This is a genomic window from Chryseobacterium gregarium DSM 19109, assembly GCF_000430845.1.
In the GTDB taxonomy this organism is placed as follows: domain Bacteria; phylum Bacteroidota; class Bacteroidia; order Flavobacteriales; family Weeksellaceae; genus Chryseobacterium; species Chryseobacterium gregarium.
Genome location: NZ_AUMU01000002.1, coordinates 387,227 through 404,979, shown reverse-complemented (window position 1 = coordinate 404,979; position 17,753 = coordinate 387,227). Strand labels below are relative to the sequence as shown.

Here is a 17,753-nt window from a genome sequence, read left to right as displayed (position 1 = left end):
CCCTACTTTCTTTATGCTTCATGCATCAAGCATAAAGGTGCGAACATCTCTATTCTTGTCAATTATTTTCGAAGGAATATCCAAATAAGTATTTTATTTAATAGTTATCCTGCTAAGTTTCCTGACTTTTTGATGCAGGTGTTAATCATTGCTTATTTTTTTGTAAATTTCATCATCCGGTTTTCATAGATAATTCCGACCAACCTATAATTAATAGCCATGAAAGATAAAACTAAAAGCACAGTTCCAAAGGTTCCGAATACAGCCGAGCTGCAGGAACAATTGAAAGATTTGCAAAACGGCGTTTCTGAAGAATTGTCAAAATTAAACGGTGATGATCGCCCTGGAAAAGTAAGTAAAATAGTACAGGGCAGTGGCCGTAAAGGAGGTTAATGCATATCGGGAGCCTCGCAACGGTACTTTGAAAGACAATAGGTCTTTCTGTGACGGCCCGAGTTTTTGAATCTAAATGTATTTCCTCCCCGTCTCATATCAAAGATAAAACAACATGTAACGTCTTTCGTCCTACAAAGCACGGCAGCAGACGAAAAAAAATAATTCTTTGACCCTCTATCTATTTATCAAAGGAAATGGTGGGCTTGAGAAAATAATTTTTGATGAAATATTGTTTATCGAAGGAGTAGAAAATTATGTATCCATTGATCCCGAGAACAAAAAACTTATCATTCATGCAACCATTAAAGGTCTTCTTGAAAAACTACCTGACGTGGAATTCATTCAGATTCATAAATCATACATTGTTGTCAAAAATAAGGTCGATAGCATTGAGGGCCCTACCCTATATAGCAAAAAACATCAGTTGCCGGTGAGCAGGTATCAGCGCAAAGAAGTTCCGGCTAAAATTATCAAAGGATGAATCCCTTTTCAGCCTTAATCCATTAATTGATAATGTCTCCTTTATTATTCGCCAGCTTCTCCCGCCATTGCTGTATTTGTTCAGGAGTTTGTCTTAGCCATTCTGTTACTTCACCAGTAATCTTCAACGGCTCCCGGGTGCGGTAAGAACGCGTCGGGTTGCCCGGGAACTTTTTATTGGTCACATTGGGATCATCTTCAAAACTTCCGGTGGGTTCAACAAGATAAACCCGTTCCGCACCCGCTCCACCGGCCAGCGCAGCAGCGAGCCCTGCCCCGTCAACCAGCGCTGTAAAGTAAATGTGGTTCATGACGAGTTCCGACTTATAGTTGGAAGTACGGCCTGCAGTCAGAAGATCACCCACTTTCAGATCTGCTCTTGTTCCGTGATAAAAGGGACCTTTATCGCTGAGCCGGTTTATCGAAGCTAAAGCTAAGTCGTGATGCCTTTTTGCATTATCCATGTCGCCAAGGTATTCGTAATAATTAGCGATGCTCGAATATAAAACAGTCAGAAAAGACCCTTTGACCGTTTCATTATCAGTCTTCAAAGCATGTTCCAATGCGGTTTCATACCAATGTATTTTCTCATGAACATCTTTCTGCAGCCGGGCAATGTACCAGGCAGAAATGAACTTTTCAAAATCGTCAGATGCTTCATTCCATGCCTGGAGAAATACCTGAGCAGCTTCTTCAGGACTGCCTGTTTCCTTCAGGTGCATGCCTTTCATACAGAGTTTGATGACCGGATTGTTGGGGTTGAATTCCATATTTAGAATATTTATTCACAAAAATAACGGAAAAAAACGCCTTTTGTATATAGGGAAGCTCATGCGCATACGTCTATAAATGATTTGGCGTAAGATTATTTTAGTGTAAAATGACACAGTAAATACCAATAAAGCATATTATGCTATTACTTTGGTAGTAAGCATTGGCACTATATCAATTTGATGAAAAATGGTCTTAACCAATTACCTATGGACAGGATCAGTATGAAATTTATTTCTCCGTGTGTTACAGATATAATGATCAAAAAGATCTGCCCGAAAAAACCTAATCTTCATTTACAGTGCGTGCATTACTCGTAAGTCTTGACTGCAAAATCCGGTATACGATCTTTTTCTCCTCAGTTTCAAGTATCAATCCCACCGGATACCGTTGTGTTTCAGTCAGAAATGTCAGCGTTCTGCTGCAATCCCGTTCGGGGGGATAAATAACCGAAATAATATCTTTGTATTTCAGGGAAACGTAATCAGAAGTAAGCAGCGGACCTCCCTTATCCTTTATTTTAAAGCGAATTTCATTTTTGCAGATCAACATCTGAGGGCTCTTAAAGCATCTTTTCAATTTTATAAATTCATATCCCATAAACAGCAATGCCAAGGCCATCACCCCAAGATATATCAGGCTTTCCCTGATCCATAAAGATGAAAAGGTCTCAGGCTCGTAAAGATAAATGAATACGTTAGATCCTACCAGTACGAGAGCACCCAATAATAAGAAAAATGCAAATAAATAAAACCTATAGGCAGGAATGTAAATATGGATATGCTCACCCTTCTCTATTATATTTTTGGCTTTGATTTCCTCCATTCATTATCCTTTAAAACTTTATTTTTCTCATCTATTCAAATGGCATACCATATTTCACAATATAGTGTAAAAATTAATTTGAAATCAATACATCAACTTATAAATTTGGTGACTAAATTACTTATATGACCGGCACATAGCTTCTATTTCACAAATACGTTTTGTAATTACAATAGGAATTTTACGATCAGATTTAAGCGAGAGACAATTTTGGCAGGCGGATAGTTAACACTTACTCCACTTACCAGATTTTTACCATCCTTGACGTAAACATATGTGAGAACCCATTGTGTTGGTTTCCCGCTGTTAAAATGCTCAGGGCAAAAGTAATAAAAATATAATCATCTTAAACCAGGCGAGTGTATTATGGCCATACCTGTTTTTTATTGTTTTCTCTGAGGTAATGAAAAATAATAATCCCACCTATTAAATACCGAGAAAAGGAAGAATACATTGTCAGATTTATATTGGGTAAGCAAAGTATTCAAAATAATGAATAAATTAAAACTACATTTTTTATCCGACAATTAAATAGTAATACGAAAAATCCACCATTTTAAAATAATTAAGTTATAAGTACAAAGGAAGATTACAGTACGCCTGAAAATCCGGCAGCTATAAATTCTATTTCTCAATTAATCTGAGAATCTGATCACATTGTGTTTTCCTCAAATTAATTCTACAATAAATCCACTTATTAAAATTGTTAACTAATTAAAGATAGCCGCTTAATCAATTCGCAGACGCCGCGTCCAGGTTGAACCATCGAACTCCATTACATCCTTCCCCCCTATGGACAACATGATCCCATCAGCTGCGCTCAGGAGATAACAGGTCTGTACAAATTCGTCCCCGAAATCAACAGGTACGAGCTTGTCGTCTTCGAGCCGATAGACGAAATTGGTAGAAGACACATATAACTGTCCGTTGAAAACCTCGCTTTGTCAATCCCTTAATTCCTCCGCTTCTTTATGCTGTATTCTCTAACCCATATTTCATCAAGAAACATTTTGCCATCCTGATGCTTTTGGTATCCCGTATCTATATTGAAAGAATTTTACAACATTTTTTCCTTTCCTTGTGGTATTTTTTTTATCTTGTAGAAAAAATAAATCATGATTACAGTCGGAATTATCGCTGCTGTTTTGGCGATTGCTGTCATTTGGGCGGTCTCGGTGTACAACGGGTTGGTGAATAAAAAGGTCAACGTGCAGGAAGGGTGGAGCTCGATAGATGTGTTTCTGAAAAAGCGGAATGACCTGATCCCTAATCTTGTGGAAACAGTAAAAGGCTATGCATCACACGAATCGTCGGTTTTGCAAAATGTAATAGAAGCCAGAAATCTTTCCGGCAGAGCGCAGTCTGCCAAAGAACAGGGCGCAGCGGAATCTACTATGCAGAATGCGATGATGAACCTGTTTGCGGTGGCAGAAAACTATCCGGACCTGAAAGCCAACAGTAATTTCATCTCTCTCCAGCAGGATTTGAATGCCCTGGAGGATGATATCGAGATGGCAAGAAGGTACTATAACGGCACGGTAAAGGAGAATAATATTGCGATTGATGTCTTCCCTTCCAACATGATTGCCAATGCTTTCAAATTTGAGAAAGCCGAATTTTTTGAAATTCAGAATGCGAGTGAGCGCGAGGTGACGAAAGTTAATTTCTAACTTCAAATAATGAAATCCTACTACGCCAGTTTTGATGCTTTCCCCACCAGCAAAGGTGCGTCTACGCACATCAGCCACAGTTTGCAGGCCCTGTCCGAAATTGCGGATAAAGTAGATGTGTACTGTCTGAAAGGCAATTCTGCTATAGATGCCAAGCTGGCGGAAAATGTAGAAATCTATCCTTTCTTCTACGAAGACGACGCTCAAAATTACCTGGAAAGGGCCCGGCTTTTTTCTGAAAAAGTCTACAGCTGCACGAAACTTTCCGATGAAAAAGGAATTGGACAGTTCCGTGATATCTGGAGCGGACTGGGAATGATCAATCAAGCTCATCTCAAAACAGTTTTTGAAGTCAATGCCCTGACATCCATAGAACTGCCGGTAAGATTTCCCCTCCTAACACCTTCCCTCATTGCTGAAATCCAGAATATTGAACTGACCTGCCTTGAAGCCTGCGATCATATCGTAACGCCGTCTGCAGTCACAAAAAAATATCTGACCGAAAAATTTTCGATTGCTGAGGATAAAATCTCTGTCATTCCCAATGGTGCGGAAACAGTCCCAAAAACAGAAAAACCGGCTGGCCTTCCTGTAGATTATCTCGTTTACTTCGGAGCGTTGCAACCGTGGCAAGGATTGGACATTCTGCTGAAATCTTTCCGGTATCTGAAAGATTATCCAAACCTGAAATTGGTTATTTGCTCTTCCGTTAAAGAAAAGGCAACAAAACCTTACCATAAATTAATGGAGAATCTTGGAATTCAGGATCAGGTCATTTTCAGATATGAACTCGATAAAGATGCGCTCTACTCCATCATCCAGCATGCAAAAGCATCCATTGCCCCGCTAAAATTCGGAGACCGAAATGTGGTGCAGGGGTGTTGCCCGATCAAAATCCTGGAATCTATGGCCTGTAAATCGCCTATTATTGCCGCAGAACTGCCCGTAACCAAAGAATTGCTGACAGAAGACGAAGCCTACTTTTTCTGGCCGGAAGATGAGCTGGATCTCAGCCGTTGCATCCGTTTTGTTTTGGATAACCCGGAGTCGGCAAACGAGAAAGCTGAACATGCATTCAACAGGTTCCGGCAGCAATTTACCTGGAATCATCACAATGAAAAGCTACAAAAAGTATATCAAAACCTAATGTAAAACTATGGCAGAATATTATAATATCCAGTTGACTACGGAAGATATGGCGCCTATTGAAAGAGCGCATCTGCACCGTGGCTTCAGTTCAAAAAAAACACCTCTGAAATGGATCAGATTCTTCAGAATGTGCGTTTTGCAACGCGAACTGTCCCTCAAAAAGAGAAAGAAAAAAACCAATACACTTTGGATTGCGTATGCTATTATTGCCATTGCAATGTTCTTTCTGGTTCCAGGTTACTTTATTGCAGTCAACATTATTTTGTTTGTGGTCGTTCTGGTGATGGATTTGCGATACAGAAAAGAATTCAGAAAGAATTATACTGATGGCTATGACTTTTTCTCGGATTACTTTTCCGCCTTATTCACCTTGATAGAAGAAGAGCTTCCACAATTGGGCACGATCCATTTTACCGCAAATGTGAAGGAAACATTGGCAGGCGTAGAACATTTGAAATCTACAGGGGACGCTACATTTGAAACACCTGGTTTCATCTCCGGCAAAGAGGAGTTTTATGAAAAAGAAATTGGACAGGGATACTGCACACTGAAAGACGGTGCAGAAGTCAGCTTCAGCTTTGTGGAAAAAGTGAGAAAACGCATTATCAACAAGAGAGGACTCAGCGGGAAAAGAAAAACAAAGGAGAAATACAAATCTGTCTATCCTTTTATTCTGAAGTTAAAACTTCCGAAATCCATCTATCAGCTGAAAACCGACATTGATAAATCTGATATCCAGCTGGAAGAAGATGAATCTTTTTATTATATGAAAGCGCGGAGAAAATTTGATGTTAAGGACGAAAATCCCGATGATTACAGTGCCTATCAGTACAATTCCACTCCTTTGTTTTCCGTAGAATATTTTTCTTTGGAGGTCGTTAACCTGTTTAATATCTGCTACGGATGCTTTACCTTAAAATAAGACTGAGATTATGGATCAAAATATAAATTGTCAGGAAAAATTAGGTTTGTTTCTCGTGGACGACTGTCCTGCTGTTGCCACGGAACAATGCGCAAACTGCAACAAAAATGTTTGCAAAAACCATATCTTCCGTCAGAATGAAAATGGCAAAGATCAAAAACTCTGTCTGACGTGCAAAGCCGTTCTGGATCCCAGGCTGACTTCCAAAATCGAATTATACTCGCCGGACCGGCCCGTCTGGAGGAAAAAAATGATGAACAGGTTCCATACCGAATATCCGTTTCTGGTGACGATGGCAAGCCAGTACGGCGCACTGTTTGACACGGTTTTGTTCACCGATTTTTCCGATCATTCCAGTGACTCTTCACCTTTTGACAGTTAGATTTTATGAAACTGTTGCTGGTAACCCAAAACTATCCTCCGTCCAGAGGCGGAATGGCAGAATCCTGTGGAAGGATTGTCCGGAATCTGAAAAGAAAAGGTTGTGAAGTCCACGTCCTGCACTTTTCCAACCGGCAGAAGCCTTATGTGGTAAAAACGGAAACCGGTGGAAACTACAGCGCGCTTGGCATCTATGATACCGAAGAATATACGCTGAATCTGGCGACATTATTCCTGGAAAAGAAAAAGGAATTTTTAGATGTAGATGCCATTATAGCTTTTGGCGGATACCTGCCTATGATGTGGACGCCTGTCATCAGCCAGTTTTTTGGAAAACCTTTATACACCTGTATCCGGGGAAATGATTTTGACGAAGGCTTATTTTCCAAAAAGAGAAACTCACTTTTCTATGCCCTGGAACATTCGGAAGCGATATTGTCTGTCTGTACGGAGAAACAGGGGAAAATTGCAAAACTTTTCCCTTCAAAAAAAGTGTTTTATACACCGAACGGAATTGATGCCTCTTTTTGGAACCTTAATGAAAATGAAAGAAAGAACACGTATCAAAGAAAGCAGGACTTAACTGACAAAAAGGTGATTCTGATTGCAGGACAGCTTAAATTCAAGAAGGGAATCCGGCATTTCATCGAGTCTTTTGACCAGTTTCATTTTAAAAGTGAATACGAACTCTGGATGATCGGTGATCTGCCCGAAGAAGTTAAACTTTTTATCCATAATTTTGATCTGAATGTTAAACTCTTTCCGTTTGCCTCCAAATACGAAATGCGCAGCTTTTATGCGATGGCAGATATGGTCTGCATCCCTTCTTTATATGACGGAATGCCTAATGTTTTATTAGAAGCCGGCGCATCAAAAAAGCTGATTATAGCTTCCGAAGTCGGCGGGATTCCGGACATTATCCGGCAAAAAAAATCGGGGCTTTTATATCATCCCTTGGAAGCCAATGCATTGCTGGATGTTTTGATTCACTATCATCATTTAACTGAAAATGATCAGGAATTAATGAAAAATGAGATTTACAACACGGTCAGTCAGAAATTTACAGAACAAAATGAAATACAAAACTATCTAAACCTATTCAAATTATGAAAAAAATTACAATCCTGTTTTTAGTGTCTTTTTTAAGCTTAAATTCCTGCAAAAAGGAGACCCCAACCAGCAATTCTTCGACGACGGAGAAAACAGAAACCAAAGCCGGCAGCTATTCTGCAGATTATATTATTTCTGATAAAAGCGGGAAAGCAATCGGTGGTTTTACGGTGAATCCTCCGAAAGTTCAGTTGGGGTCGGAAACGTATACGGCAAAAGAAAAAGAAGACAAAAGGAAATATTACAGCAATGGTACCCAGCGCTATGAAGTAAAACTCAAAGATGATACATACAAGCTGAGAGATGCCGGTTCCAAACTCCTCTGGAAAGTAAAAACCTATCCGGACAAAATTAAGATTGCCGATAACGAAGAGAATCTGAATCCTTATGAAGTCAGAAGTAACAACGGCGCGATCGAAGTTTCCAAAGACGGAAAAGTCATTAACACAATGAAAGTTGCTGGAAATGAAATCTCTGTAAACGGGCAGCCAGCTTATAAAATTTCTAAAACCTCCGACAGTTTTGCATTGGGAATATTGAGTATAGATCAGATTCCAATGGATCAAAGATTATTACTTCTTACCGAATTTCTTTATCAGAAAAAGTGATATTGATTTACGCATATGGTTCAGGATTAGGTCATCTCAAAAGGGTGACCTCTTTTCTGAAACGTCAAAATTATGCTACGGAAAACTGCATTTTGCTGACCAATTCGGAATTTTCAGAATTTTGGGGTTCAGAGTGGAATGTGATGGTAAAGGAAGATTTGTTTTTTTCTTCTGCGGAATTTTCGCCTTTTGTAGAGAATTTAATTTCTGAAAATAATATCAATACCGTTATTGCAGATGTTTTCCCTGCAGGATTCTATGGCGAATTGTCTTCATTATTAAGTCATTTTCAAGGGGAAAAGATATTGTTATCGAGGATTTTATCAGATTCTTATTTTGAAAAAAATCGCAGCATTCCTGATTTTGATGAGATTTTTGTAATGGAGGAAGGCGTAGATCTCTCTCAGCTTCGCTCCGGAAAAATATTATATCCAGATTATCAGGAAAATCTTTCAGAAGGAATTTCTATACCGATTGAAATGCCTTATTATCTCATCATCCACAGTCAGCCTTTGTCTGAGGTTCTTCATCTTTACAGGCTCGCGAAGATGTACAGGACCCATCAGAAAATTCTGATTTTAACAGCAACGGCTGTTCCGCAGGAAAATATCAGCCCTGAAGATGTGGTTTTATTTCAACAAAAACCTTCTCAATCTTTGCTAGACAATGCGGATAAAATATTTTCAGGCGCAGGTTTTAATACCTTTCACATGTTGGTTCCTTATCACAAAAAATGGATTTGCAGTCCTTTTCCGAGAACATTTGATGACCAATTTCTGAGAAAGGCCATTCATCATAAAACGGACTGAATATTTGCATAAATAGGTGGCAGAAAACCTCAGCTTTACTCCAATAGTGAAGACATTTCCAAAATTTCGGGTTATAGCGGATCACGGGCCGGCAAGTTCAAAGGATGTTGAATCTTGTTGCTTCTAAAACCATCAAAACAAACCTCTCCTCTTTCTTCAACTCTTCCAGGTCCTGAACTTTACTACATTAGTATATCTACTGTTAACAAGCTAACGATGGTATAATAGTTGCCCTTAATCAAGCAAATTAACTTTTACGCTATGGTATTTAATCCTACTTTATTAAACCTGTTAGAAACCAATGATGATTTAAAAAAATCGTACGCTGATCAGGGTAGCTTAGGATATAATAAACTTATTGCGTTGCCCGTGGTCGTGGCCTTTATCGCAGCATTTGGCGCTTACTTTTTTTATGATATGTCAAAAACAGACCCCACCTATAATATCTATTTTCAAATCAGTACAGCAATTATCGTCATTTGCGTTATAGCGGCAGTGATGATACAGGCAGGGGTAAAAAAGAATGTATTAGGTAAACTGGATGATGTAAAAATATGCCTGGCTAAAAAAATATATGGGAACGACCAAACTAAAGTTTATTACAGCCTATACACAACCGGTAGGATGAGGCATGATGAAGATTTCCTGGAAAGTATGGCTGATAAGATTTTCAATATCGATGCAGAACCGGACAAACAGCTTCAAAATAAAATAAATAAGATGTTCAGGCCGGATCTGGAAGGAATGAATGCTACACCAATCCTGCTGCCCCTTGCGTTCACCAATGGAGAAAAGGTCTATAAAAAGGAATTTTCATTTTCCTCAATTGACCCACATATGCAGGAAAGCATTCGGGAAAATAATGATAAGTTTATTGTTTTGTCATTTCATAGCGGGAATGCAGTGCTTTTAAAAAGCATCCCGAATCCTTGATCTGTGTAGAGTATCTAAGAAATTGTATTTTGTGTCTAAAATCAATCTTTCCGATTAATCCGGATTTTGATATATAATTTGTTAGTCTCCATATATTCATAAAAACCTTTTATATAGTCAATAATTTCATCTTTACTGAATTTTTTGGTGCTAATATATTCTTTAAAATCGTTATCCGTTTCTTTAATGACCTGTTTCAAATCATTATAATTCCAAGCCTGGTTTTAAATTTATATCTCATACAGTCATTGATGAACTTCTCGTCAAATTTTACATCATCTTTATTCTGAACTTGATTTAAAAGTCCCAAAACAATTCTCGTAAACTTTAAATTCATACGCTTGCTATCCCAAAAACAGATATAACAATTTTATTTTTCCGTTCTCAATCAATGCCACATCTGCCCCGGTTGCCACCGATTGCTGACCGGGAATTCCAAGCTGCCAGCTGATGTGCTGAACGTTGTGATTAGACTTGGGAGATTCTGTAAGCACAAACTCAAAATCAGAAGGCCAGTCCTGTTGTAATTTCTCAATAAGATTGTCAATGGCTGAAAAACCTACAAAAGGTTCACTGTCATCACTTTCAAAAAATGTGATATCCGGCGCGTAAGTTTTCTCCATTAAGGCAAGCCGCTCGGCCGAATTGCGGTTGTTCCAGATTAATAATAAGCTGTCCTTTAAAAGATTGGATGATGTATTCATGTTCATTGATTATATTGTTGCTTACATTATACCGGTAAAATTATGAATACTTTACCCGTTCAGCCTTTGACTTTTATTAAGAAATTCCATTGACATTTATCAATCCATTGTCCTGATTACTTCTTCAGCATATTTTTGCGGATACGGCTTAAAGTTTCAGGGGATATTCCAAGATATGAAGCGATCATAGCCTGAGGAAAACGGTTCATTATTTCCGGATACGATGTAATGAAATTATCATAGCGCTCTTCAGCACTCTGGCTTATCGAAGAATGAATGCGTTTCTGTGTAGCCACAGTCCCTTTTCTGTCAATGGCCTTCACCATCAGATCAACTGCAGGGAGCTGCCCAGTAAGTTCCTGCATCAGGCTGTGTTCGATCATCAGCACTTCAGAATCTTCCAGTACTTCGATGTTGTACCGGGAAGGTGTATTGAAATTGTAACTTTCATAATCTCCCAGCCACCAGTTTTCTATCGCAAACCGGATGATATGCTCCTGCCCTTTTTCATTCACCGAATACATACGTCCGGAACCCCTGATCACAAACGACATATACTTACATACATCGCCTTCCTGCAACAGGTATTGTCTTTTGCGTAAATGTTTTGCCTTGAAAGTGGACTGTAGAAGCATCTTTTCGTCTGCATTTAAGAGCATTGCAGATTTGGATTCGATATAGCTGAAAAACGGCTCAAAAGAAATAGTGGTCAAGAGAAGTTTAATTAATTATGAAAGTAAAAATACAAAAACAATCGCTACGGATTGATAAATGTCAATAACAATTTACTGCATTTGTCAAGGACCAGACAACTGGCTTTCTGCAACTTTGTCCTGTCAAAACATAACAATTAAACAGTAAAAAAATGGGAAACATTCAAAGCGGTATAATCCGCATCAACAGACAAGGCCCGCCTTCGGTACTTGAATACGGTCTGGAAACCATCAGTAAGCCGGGAGCAGATCAGGTTCTGCTTCGCCAGGAAGCCATCGCACTTAATTTTGTCGATGTAATGTTTCGGAGCGGCAGCTTTCCCATCAGCAGCTTTCCTGCAACCATAGGCGTTGAAGCGGCGGGTGTGATCGAGGCAGCCGGACAGGAGGTTACCGGTTTTGCCGTAGGTGACCGTGTAGATTATTTTTCCTCACTGGGAGCATATGCGGAAAGACGACTGATCCATGCCAAAGATCTTATAAAACTTCCTGAAGATGTTTCCTTCGATCAGGCAACTGCCATTTTAGCAAAAGGTCTTACGGCGGGAATGCTTGTAAAGCAGGCCTACCGGGTAAAAGCAGGTGATGTGGTACTGGTTCACGCAGCAGCAGGCGGTGTAGGCTCCCTGGTAAGCAGGTGGGCAAAAGCATTGGGTGCTACCGTTATCGGTACGGTGGGAAACAGCCGTAAAAAAAGCTTTGCACTCAGCCACGGGATTGACCACGTCATTACGCTTGACTCAGAAGACTTAGAAACATCAGTACTATCTTTTACCGGAAATAAAGGCGTCGATGTGGTTTTCGACGGTGTCGGCAAAGATACCTTCGGCCCCTCTCTTACTGTTGTAAAAAACGGGGGAACGATAGTGCTTTTCGGTTCTGCATCCGGAACGCCTGATATTGATGAGGCTGTTCTGCAGAAGAATAACATTAAGCTCGTCCGTCCGGCATTGGGCAGTTATCTCCCTGATCCGGCAAGTGTCCAGCAGGCATCAACCGAAATGTTTGAGGCGTTACGCACAGGCATATTCGGTGAGATCAGGCCTGCAATTTATTCTCTAAAAGATGCCTCAAAGGCACATCAAAATCTTGAATCGGGAGCAACAACCGGCTCTGTCATCTTTCATATTTAATTAAAAACCATAAAAACCATGTCTAAATTAAAAAATAAAACAGCATTTGTAACAGGCGGAAGCCGCGGCATCGGAGCAGGAATCGTCAGACAGCTGGCAGCAGAAGGAGCCCATGTAATCTTCACGTACGTACATTCAGAAGAAAAAGCACAAGCGCTCGCTGAAGAAATAAAAAAATCAGGCGTAAAAGCAAAAGCCATTAAAGCCGATACCGGGAATAAGCAGGAAATAGATGCAGCCCTACAGCAGGCGTCCGAATGGGGCATCGATATACTGGTAAACAGTGCCGGACTGTTTATTACAGGAACCATCGACAGCAATGATACCGATGTGTCGGCATTACAGCTTCAGTGGGAGGTGAATGTTCACGGGGCTGTACACACCGTACGGGGCGTTTTACCTTTTATGAAAAGCGGCGGAAGAATTATTTCCATAGGGTCCACCGGTGCGAGCCGCTCCCCTTATCCCGGAATCGGAGATTATGCAGCTACAAAAGCAGCATTGGCAGCCTACACACGAAGCTGGGCAAGAGATCTGGGCAGCAGGAATATTACGGTGAATATCATTCAGCCGGGCCTGATCAATACCGATATGAACCCTGCCGACGGACCTTTCAGTTCGCAAATGTTACAGTCTGTCGCTTTAGGCCATTATGGAGAGCCGAAAGATATCGGAATGGCCGTTGCCTTTCTGGCAAGCGACGAAGCACGATATATCACAGGGGTTACCTTAAATGTTGACGGTGGACAAACCACCTAGAACAGCGACAATTGATAAATAAGGAAATCCGGAGAAAGATCTTCGGATTTTAATTTCCCTAGACAGAAGTTTAAACGTATCAGAAGAACTTCCTGTATCATTTATATGATCACTTATCATCGATGAATATAAATTAAAAATGGACTGCCTTTGAGACAGTCCATTTTTTCGTTGCTAAAACGGGTCGGGACAGCCTGAAATGGGAATAATACAATTTCCACTGATACAGGGATCGGGCGGACATATTTTTCCCGGCCATATGGCCGGATCACTTGTGCCGGGAAGGCTGCAGGTCACAGTTCCACCCCGGATTGATCTTAATCCTTTTCTTGAAATTTTTTGTAAATTATTCATATAAGAGTTTTTTAGTATCTTAAATTCCCGGGTTTTATTTTACCGGCGGTGCCATGACCGAGTAAGTGGATATCAACTTTTAGCCAATGTCGCAGGATACCAGATACGCGTAAGGGGTGGCCACGATTTCCCGCTAAATTTCCTGACAGAAGAATACTATCAGCCGGTTTTATCATTAACCTGAGTTATCACACTCGACTCACCCGATTTTTGACATTATTCACGTAAACAACGGGAGAAACATTGGGGTTGGTCTCCCGCTGTTCAATCGAGTATCAATTTTACGTTCTGAGTTTACAACAGGTTTGATTTGGGCATACACGGAGCTAAAAAAAAGAAATTGGAATAATGGCAAATACCTTATCATTTGTATTTATTCTACAGGTATTTTTTTTACTAGTTTTTCAAAGGCCTCTCTTTTAAGATCGATGATGTTATCATTGTAGGCAGACAATACATTCAACTGAAATTGAGCTTCATCATTGAGGATGTTTTGCTTTTTTAACAGGAACTCTAAATAGGTGGCATAGGTTTGTGTACGGTCATTAAAATCATCGTCATAAATGCCGATTTTTGAAAATTTATTTTTAAGAAAACCGACGGTTTCTTTTGGGAAATACCCGTACATCAGTTCAGCGGTTTTTACATCTTCGAAATAATGGCCATCTTCCCAAAATCCTTTATAGCGGTTTTTCTGTTCGGTTGTTAATACCGTAGCTTCCGGCACCCTGGCCTTATAATACAACATAAAGTTTGATGATGGCAACAAGATATTCTCAAAAAACATAAGATTTGAATTTACGCCAACTCCCAAATTGGCCAGATATTTCTCGATGTATTTCTTGCATTTTACAGCCTCATTTTTCTCTTTTTTAAGTACATCCATCCACAAAATAAAATCTTTTACCCTGGGAATGTCTTCTTCATTTATCGTTACATCATATAAAACCTCAGCATAATCATCATGCTCCCTGGCAAACAGTAATGTCACCTCGGTCGGTGGTTTTATATTGTCATTAAATGAAAACGGGATAGGGAATCGAGGGTTTCTAATGTTATGATCAAAATAAGAGTTGTTAGAAGATGTTTTGATAACCAATTTTTGCTTTGCTAAATCGTACTTTCCCTGTTTTAAGTAGGATAAAATTTTAACACCATCCATTAGCAGGAGGCTTTCATTATCTGTAACAGGTAATTTTTTATCCGATTCAAATGCGTCTGGATAATTGTTATCTATGATCACAACCACATTGCTGCTTAGCAGTAATTCCCGTAAAGATTTAATTTGCCCGAATGTCACATTTGATAAGCAGACAGCAAAAAAGGCTAAGATATATTGTTTTTTCATTGGTTAAGGTTATTTAAGAATCATTTGGGCATTTTTACCCGCTGCTCCCATCGTTAATGCAGGCATGATTATGATGTCCGCCCAGTAAAATTCTTTTTGATAAGGATTTTCAATATTGAGGATCTATCACTGTTTCCTTATACAGTGCTAAAAATATTCTTATTGTTTAACATCTCTAAATTCTAATGGCACACTTAATGTAGATGAATAAGTAGCTTCATCTTTGTTCCACAATGGCATTTTTTCAATTCTTTCTTTTATGGCTTTGATCAATTTTTCGTTGTCTGTGCCTTTAATTTCTTTAACTGTCGTTTTACCGTGTTCATCAAAATTCAGTATCAGGGTAATTCTACCCTCAACAGAGCCAACCGCTTCCATATGAATAACAACAGACTGAGATTGTTTGTAAGGGACACCGTTTTGCTTTCATTTTCAAAAGAAAGGTAGTAAAAAAAGCATTCATGCTATTGAAAAAAGCGTGTTTTTGTGAACACTCTTCAACTTGTCCCCTTCTCCACTCTGTAGATTGACCAATTAGGCTTATATTTGGGCTACAATGCAAAAAACACCGAAACATGCTTCCTAACATTTTTTTCTTGCATGGTTCGCAACCTTACCTCTATGAAAGCGACCTATAAGACCTTCTCCAAGCACCCTTTATTGTTAGGTATTGCCTGTTTCTTAATCCTATTCACTGTGAGTATTACCTTTTGGGCCATCAGTATGATTTTTCTTCACGGTTCCACACTTCCATTAACCATATTTCTGATCTATACACTTATCTGGGCTGTTGTCCTGCTGGCAGTTATGTGGTTTCTCACCCACTCGGTTCTACCAATCGTAAGGATTGATGCCTGCGGTGTCAAAGCCTATTCCCTGTTCTGGACCAGGAGCATTGCATGGGAAAACATACAAACCAAGCGGCTCATCAAAGTAGAGAATCAAACTCATATCAATGGTACCACGGTGTATTTTAGTGGCTGCAGATCTCCAGAAACAAAAAATATTGCGATCCTGAACAAAGGCCTCAGGGTAACAACATACATTGTTGTTTCAGAAAAAATATGGCAGATACCCGCCAGTGCTCTCCTCAGAACAATCTATGGACATAAAACAATTGCCGGCAGATATGCCATTGCCTTCCAGTTTGACCAGCATGCCTGGGAACTGATCGCTGAACGTGCAGGCAAAAAAGCTCTTTACTCCACTTAAGAGAAAACAACAATCAACCGGCATTAGGTGTACCGAAGGTAAAATAAAGATCCGGTTGAAAATAAGCAGATTGCCGGTACAAATCGGATTGTACGGATAATCTGTTTTATATATTCTCTGAAATGCTATAATCTTCCCTCGCTGTTATTTATTTTTATACTTTTCAAAAAGGATTAATTGTTCCTGGTTTTTATCTTCTAAAGCGATAGAATAAGGACTGTGACTTACCCCCATGGGCTGCTTTTTCTTGCCGACTAAAATTTCTCCTACCTTGTTTTTAGTATACGCATCTGCACCATGTTTTAATAACAGCTCTATAATTTCCAGATTATTGGTATAACAGGCAGTCCATAACGCATTATTGCCGAAGCCGTCTCTAATATTGAGGTCGGGTTTATACTTTAAAAAAAGTTTGAGCATATCAAGCTGCTCATCAAGTGCGGCGGATTGTACAAGAGTTTTAAATCGTTCACTTTTATATCTGTAGTTTAAATCTCCATGATTTTTAAGCAGGAGTTCAGCCATTTCAAGATCATTTTCTGATTGGGCCCATGCTAAAGCGGTCATTCCGGTATCATGCTCAAAGTTGACATCCGCACCATCCTTAATCAGGGCGTTCACTTGATCAAAATCCCTTTCTTCAACAGCATCTAAAAATTCTTCGTCCATAATAAGTTAATTTATTTATGTAAATGACTCATATTACCTACCGGATTTTCTGACATGTAATTCTTGTGATCCCAATGTTTGTCTAATCATTGTTTCAAGGTAATCCTTCCGTATTTATAATCAAAATGCTCCTATTATTTTTTTTGGTTTCCCCATTTATTTTTTAAATAGACAACTATTTTGTCTAGCATCTTAAAGTAAAACCGAACTGGCTCCTATAATTTCCCTTAGCAAATGATCGGGGTAAAATCTGTTTTTTAAAATAGGACTCAATCACAGCATGAAGTTCTACAATATCGTTTTGGGTCAGTTGTTTGCACTGAATAGTTTCAGCTTCCCTGTTCACTTTTATTACCGCACCTTTTTCATTGATGGTTAGGATGTAGCTAAAAGAAATTTTATCGCAGTCGCTGCAATTAGTTGTAACTTTTTTGGCTTCTAAGAAAGGGTTCAGGCACTCAGTAAGAAACTTCATCCTTACATCATCATGCCAATCTAGATCCTGTTTTACTTCGTCCATATCTATCTTTGCTGTATCCAGCTGCGGGGGACTTGTTTTGTTTATGATGTTTGAATCTCCAGACCTTTTTTTTACCGGGGTCTTTTGCTTATTTCCATCCAGATTACAGGATGATGCCATCATAGAACAGCAGCACAATATTCCTATATTTTTTAATATTTTCATTTTTATCTTAGAAGTGTAATCAGCTATTTTTTTATTTGTTGTTATACGCGCTCAATCAGCAGTTGAATATCAACAGTACCATAGGTAACATTCGTTGCCTTGTGCACATTTGATTTTCCTGC

At 39.3% G+C, this 17,753-nt stretch carries 21 protein-coding genes; 13 read left to right on the top strand and 8 right to left on the bottom strand.

The genetic code is table 11. The annotated features are described in order from the left end of the window. The first annotated feature begins 219 nt into the window (after positions 1-219). Together H561_RS23875 and H561_RS0104745 are read left to right on the top strand one after the other, a co-directional pair. Positions 220-393 carry a hypothetical protein gene (locus H561_RS23875; protein WP_155845738.1) on the top strand — a complete coding sequence of 58 codons (174 nt, stop codon included), beginning with the start codon at positions 220-222 and terminating at the stop codon, positions 391-393. A gap of 169 nt (positions 394-562) precedes the next feature. Further along, positions 563-877 (top strand): LytR/AlgR family response regulator transcription factor, encoded by a 315-nt coding sequence (locus H561_RS0104745; RefSeq protein WP_081411626.1) that lies wholly within the window; start codon positions 563-565, stop codon positions 875-877. Between the two features lie 22 nt (positions 878-899). Here H561_RS0104745 and arr read toward each other — a convergent pair whose 3' ends face one another. Next, positions 900-1,340 carry an NAD(+)--rifampin ADP-ribosyltransferase gene (gene arr / locus H561_RS24465; protein WP_394330842.1) on the bottom strand — a complete coding sequence of 147 codons (441 nt, stop codon included), beginning with the start codon at positions 1,338-1,340 and terminating at the stop codon, positions 900-902. A gap of 592 nt (positions 1,341-1,932) precedes the next feature. Beyond that, on the bottom strand, positions 1,933-2,472 hold the full coding sequence (locus H561_RS0104735; protein ID WP_027385975.1) for a hypothetical protein: 540 nt from the start codon (positions 2,470-2,472) through the stop codon (positions 1,933-1,935). Between the two features lie 1,115 nt (positions 2,473-3,587). Between H561_RS0104735 and H561_RS0104730 the strand changes: the two genes are divergently transcribed. The 8 genes from H561_RS0104730 (at position 3,588) to H561_RS0104695 (ending at position 10,054) form a co-directional block, all read left to right on the top strand. Further along, a complete protein-coding gene (locus H561_RS0104730) occupies positions 3,588-4,142 on the top strand; it encodes a LemA family protein (RefSeq protein WP_027385974.1) in 555 nt (184 codons plus the stop codon). A 9-nt stretch (positions 4,143-4,151) separates the two neighbouring features. Further along, complete coding sequence (locus H561_RS0104725) at positions 4,152-5,294, top strand: glycosyltransferase family 4 protein (RefSeq protein WP_034761331.1); 1,143 nt, start codon at positions 4,152-4,154, stop codon at positions 5,292-5,294. A 4-nt stretch (positions 5,295-5,298) separates the two neighbouring features. After that, positions 5,299-6,213, top strand: coding sequence for a hypothetical protein (locus H561_RS0104720; RefSeq protein WP_027385972.1), 915 nt, complete (start codon positions 5,299-5,301; stop codon positions 6,211-6,213). A gap of 10 nt (positions 6,214-6,223) precedes the next feature. Continuing rightward, complete coding sequence (locus H561_RS0104715) at positions 6,224-6,595, top strand: hypothetical protein (RefSeq protein ID WP_027385971.1); 372 nt, start codon at positions 6,224-6,226, stop codon at positions 6,593-6,595. 5 nt (positions 6,596-6,600) lie between these two features. Further along, positions 6,601-7,704, top strand: coding sequence for a glycosyltransferase family 4 protein (locus H561_RS0104710; RefSeq protein WP_027385970.1), 1,104 nt, complete (start codon positions 6,601-6,603; stop codon positions 7,702-7,704). After that, positions 7,701-8,312 (top strand): hypothetical protein, encoded by a 612-nt coding sequence (locus tag H561_RS0104705; protein WP_027385969.1) that lies wholly within the window; start codon positions 7,701-7,703, stop codon positions 8,310-8,312. The genes H561_RS0104710 and H561_RS0104705 overlap by 4 nt, the downstream gene beginning before the upstream one ends. A gap of 2 nt (positions 8,313-8,314) precedes the next feature. Further along, entirely contained in the window at positions 8,315-9,121 is an 807-nt protein-coding gene (locus tag H561_RS0104700; protein WP_027385968.1) for a hypothetical protein, read from the top strand. A 261-nt stretch (positions 9,122-9,382) separates the two neighbouring features. Next, positions 9,383-10,054: a hypothetical protein gene (locus H561_RS0104695; protein ID WP_027385967.1), complete on the top strand. Its 672-nt coding sequence runs from the start codon at positions 9,383-9,385 to the stop codon at positions 10,052-10,054. A 344-nt stretch (positions 10,055-10,398) separates the two neighbouring features. On the opposite strand, the gene H561_RS0104680 is transcribed toward H561_RS0104695, so the two are convergent. Next, positions 10,399-10,758, bottom strand: coding sequence for a nuclear transport factor 2 family protein (locus tag H561_RS0104680; protein WP_027385966.1), 360 nt, complete (start codon positions 10,756-10,758; stop codon positions 10,399-10,401). A gap of 116 nt (positions 10,759-10,874) precedes the next feature. After that, positions 10,875-11,471 carry a Crp/Fnr family transcriptional regulator gene (locus H561_RS0104675; protein ID WP_228372218.1) on the bottom strand — a complete coding sequence of 199 codons (597 nt, stop codon included), beginning with the start codon at positions 11,469-11,471 and terminating at the stop codon, positions 10,875-10,877. 152 nt (positions 11,472-11,623) lie between these two features. On the opposite strand from H561_RS0104675, the gene H561_RS0104670 reads away from it, so the two are divergent. Beyond that, positions 11,624-12,604: a quinone oxidoreductase family protein gene (locus H561_RS0104670; RefSeq protein WP_034761328.1), complete on the top strand. Its 981-nt coding sequence runs from the start codon at positions 11,624-11,626 to the stop codon at positions 12,602-12,604. Positions 12,605-12,622: 18 nt separating this feature from the next. Further along, on the top strand, positions 12,623-13,363 hold the full coding sequence (locus H561_RS0104665) for an SDR family NAD(P)-dependent oxidoreductase (protein ID WP_027385963.1): 741 nt from the start codon (positions 12,623-12,625) through the stop codon (positions 13,361-13,363). A gap of 727 nt (positions 13,364-14,090) precedes the next feature. Here H561_RS0104665 and H561_RS0104655 read toward each other — a convergent pair. Both H561_RS0104655 and H561_RS0104650 read right to left on the bottom strand, forming a co-directional pair. Continuing rightward, the gene (locus tag H561_RS0104655; RefSeq protein ID WP_027385962.1) at positions 14,091-15,065 is read right to left on the bottom strand and encodes a hypothetical protein; all 975 of its coding nucleotides are present in this window, start codon (positions 15,063-15,065) and stop codon (positions 14,091-14,093) included. Between the two features lie 159 nt (positions 15,066-15,224). Continuing rightward, entirely contained in the window at positions 15,225-15,443 is a 219-nt protein-coding gene (locus tag H561_RS0104650) for a hypothetical protein (protein ID WP_027385961.1), read from the bottom strand. 243 nt (positions 15,444-15,686) lie between these two features. Between H561_RS0104650 and H561_RS0104645 the strand changes: the two genes are divergently transcribed. After that, complete coding sequence (locus tag H561_RS0104645) at positions 15,687-16,277, top strand: hypothetical protein (RefSeq protein WP_027385960.1); 591 nt, start codon at positions 15,687-15,689, stop codon at positions 16,275-16,277. A gap of 144 nt (positions 16,278-16,421) precedes the next feature. Here the strand turns inward: H561_RS0104645 and H561_RS0104640 are convergent, their stop codons facing one another. After that, positions 16,422-16,946, bottom strand: a complete 525-nt coding sequence (locus H561_RS0104640; RefSeq protein WP_027385959.1) for an ankyrin repeat domain-containing protein — start codon at positions 16,944-16,946, stop codon at positions 16,422-16,424. A gap of 184 nt (positions 16,947-17,130) precedes the next feature. After that, complete coding sequence (locus H561_RS0104635) at positions 17,131-17,631, bottom strand: hypothetical protein (RefSeq protein ID WP_155845737.1); 501 nt, start codon at positions 17,629-17,631, stop codon at positions 17,131-17,133. Between the last annotated feature and the right edge of the window lie 122 nt (positions 17,632-17,753).

Coding starts and splice junctions, on each gene's coding strand:
- H561_RS0104695 (WP_027385967.1), top strand. CDS start 9,383: ATGGTATTTAATCCTACTTTATTAAACCTGTTAGAAACCAATGATGAT.
- H561_RS0104730 (WP_027385974.1), top strand. CDS start 3,588: ATGATTACAGTCGGAATTATCGCTGCTGTTTTGGCGATTGCTGTCATT.
- H561_RS0104650 (WP_027385961.1), bottom strand. CDS start 15,443: ATGGAAGCGGTTGGCTCTGTTGAGGGTAGAATTACCCTGATACTGAAT.
- H561_RS0104645 (WP_027385960.1), top strand. CDS start 15,687: ATGAAAGCGACCTATAAGACCTTCTCCAAGCACCCTTTATTGTTAGGT.
- H561_RS0104725 (WP_034761331.1), top strand. CDS start 4,152: ATGAAATCCTACTACGCCAGTTTTGATGCTTTCCCCACCAGCAAAGGT.
- H561_RS0104655 (WP_027385962.1), bottom strand. CDS start 15,065: ATGAAAAAACAATATATCTTAGCCTTTTTTGCTGTCTGCTTATCAAAT.
- H561_RS0104640 (WP_027385959.1), bottom strand. CDS start 16,946: ATGGACGAAGAATTTTTAGATGCTGTTGAAGAAAGGGATTTTGATCAA.
- H561_RS23875 (WP_155845738.1), top strand. CDS start 220: ATGAAAGATAAAACTAAAAGCACAGTTCCAAAGGTTCCGAATACAGCC.
- H561_RS0104670 (WP_034761328.1), top strand. CDS start 11,624: ATGGGAAACATTCAAAGCGGTATAATCCGCATCAACAGACAAGGCCCG.
- H561_RS0104635 (WP_155845737.1), bottom strand. CDS start 17,631: ATGAAAATATTAAAAAATATAGGAATATTGTGCTGCTGTTCTATGATG.
- H561_RS0104720 (WP_027385972.1), top strand. CDS start 5,299: ATGGCAGAATATTATAATATCCAGTTGACTACGGAAGATATGGCGCCT.
- H561_RS0104705 (WP_027385969.1), top strand. CDS start 7,701: ATGAAAAAAATTACAATCCTGTTTTTAGTGTCTTTTTTAAGCTTAAAT.
- H561_RS0104735 (WP_027385975.1), bottom strand. CDS start 2,472: ATGGAGGAAATCAAAGCCAAAAATATAATAGAGAAGGGTGAGCATATC.
- H561_RS0104715 (WP_027385971.1), top strand. CDS start 6,224: ATGGATCAAAATATAAATTGTCAGGAAAAATTAGGTTTGTTTCTCGTG.
- H561_RS0104665 (WP_027385963.1), top strand. CDS start 12,623: ATGTCTAAATTAAAAAATAAAACAGCATTTGTAACAGGCGGAAGCCGC.
- H561_RS0104710 (WP_027385970.1), top strand. CDS start 6,601: ATGAAACTGTTGCTGGTAACCCAAAACTATCCTCCGTCCAGAGGCGGA.
- arr (WP_394330842.1), bottom strand. CDS start 1,340: ATGGATAATGCAAAAAGGCATCACGACTTAGCTTTAGCTTCGATAAAC.
- H561_RS0104680 (WP_027385966.1), bottom strand. CDS start 10,758: ATGAATACATCATCCAATCTTTTAAAGGACAGCTTATTATTAATCTGG.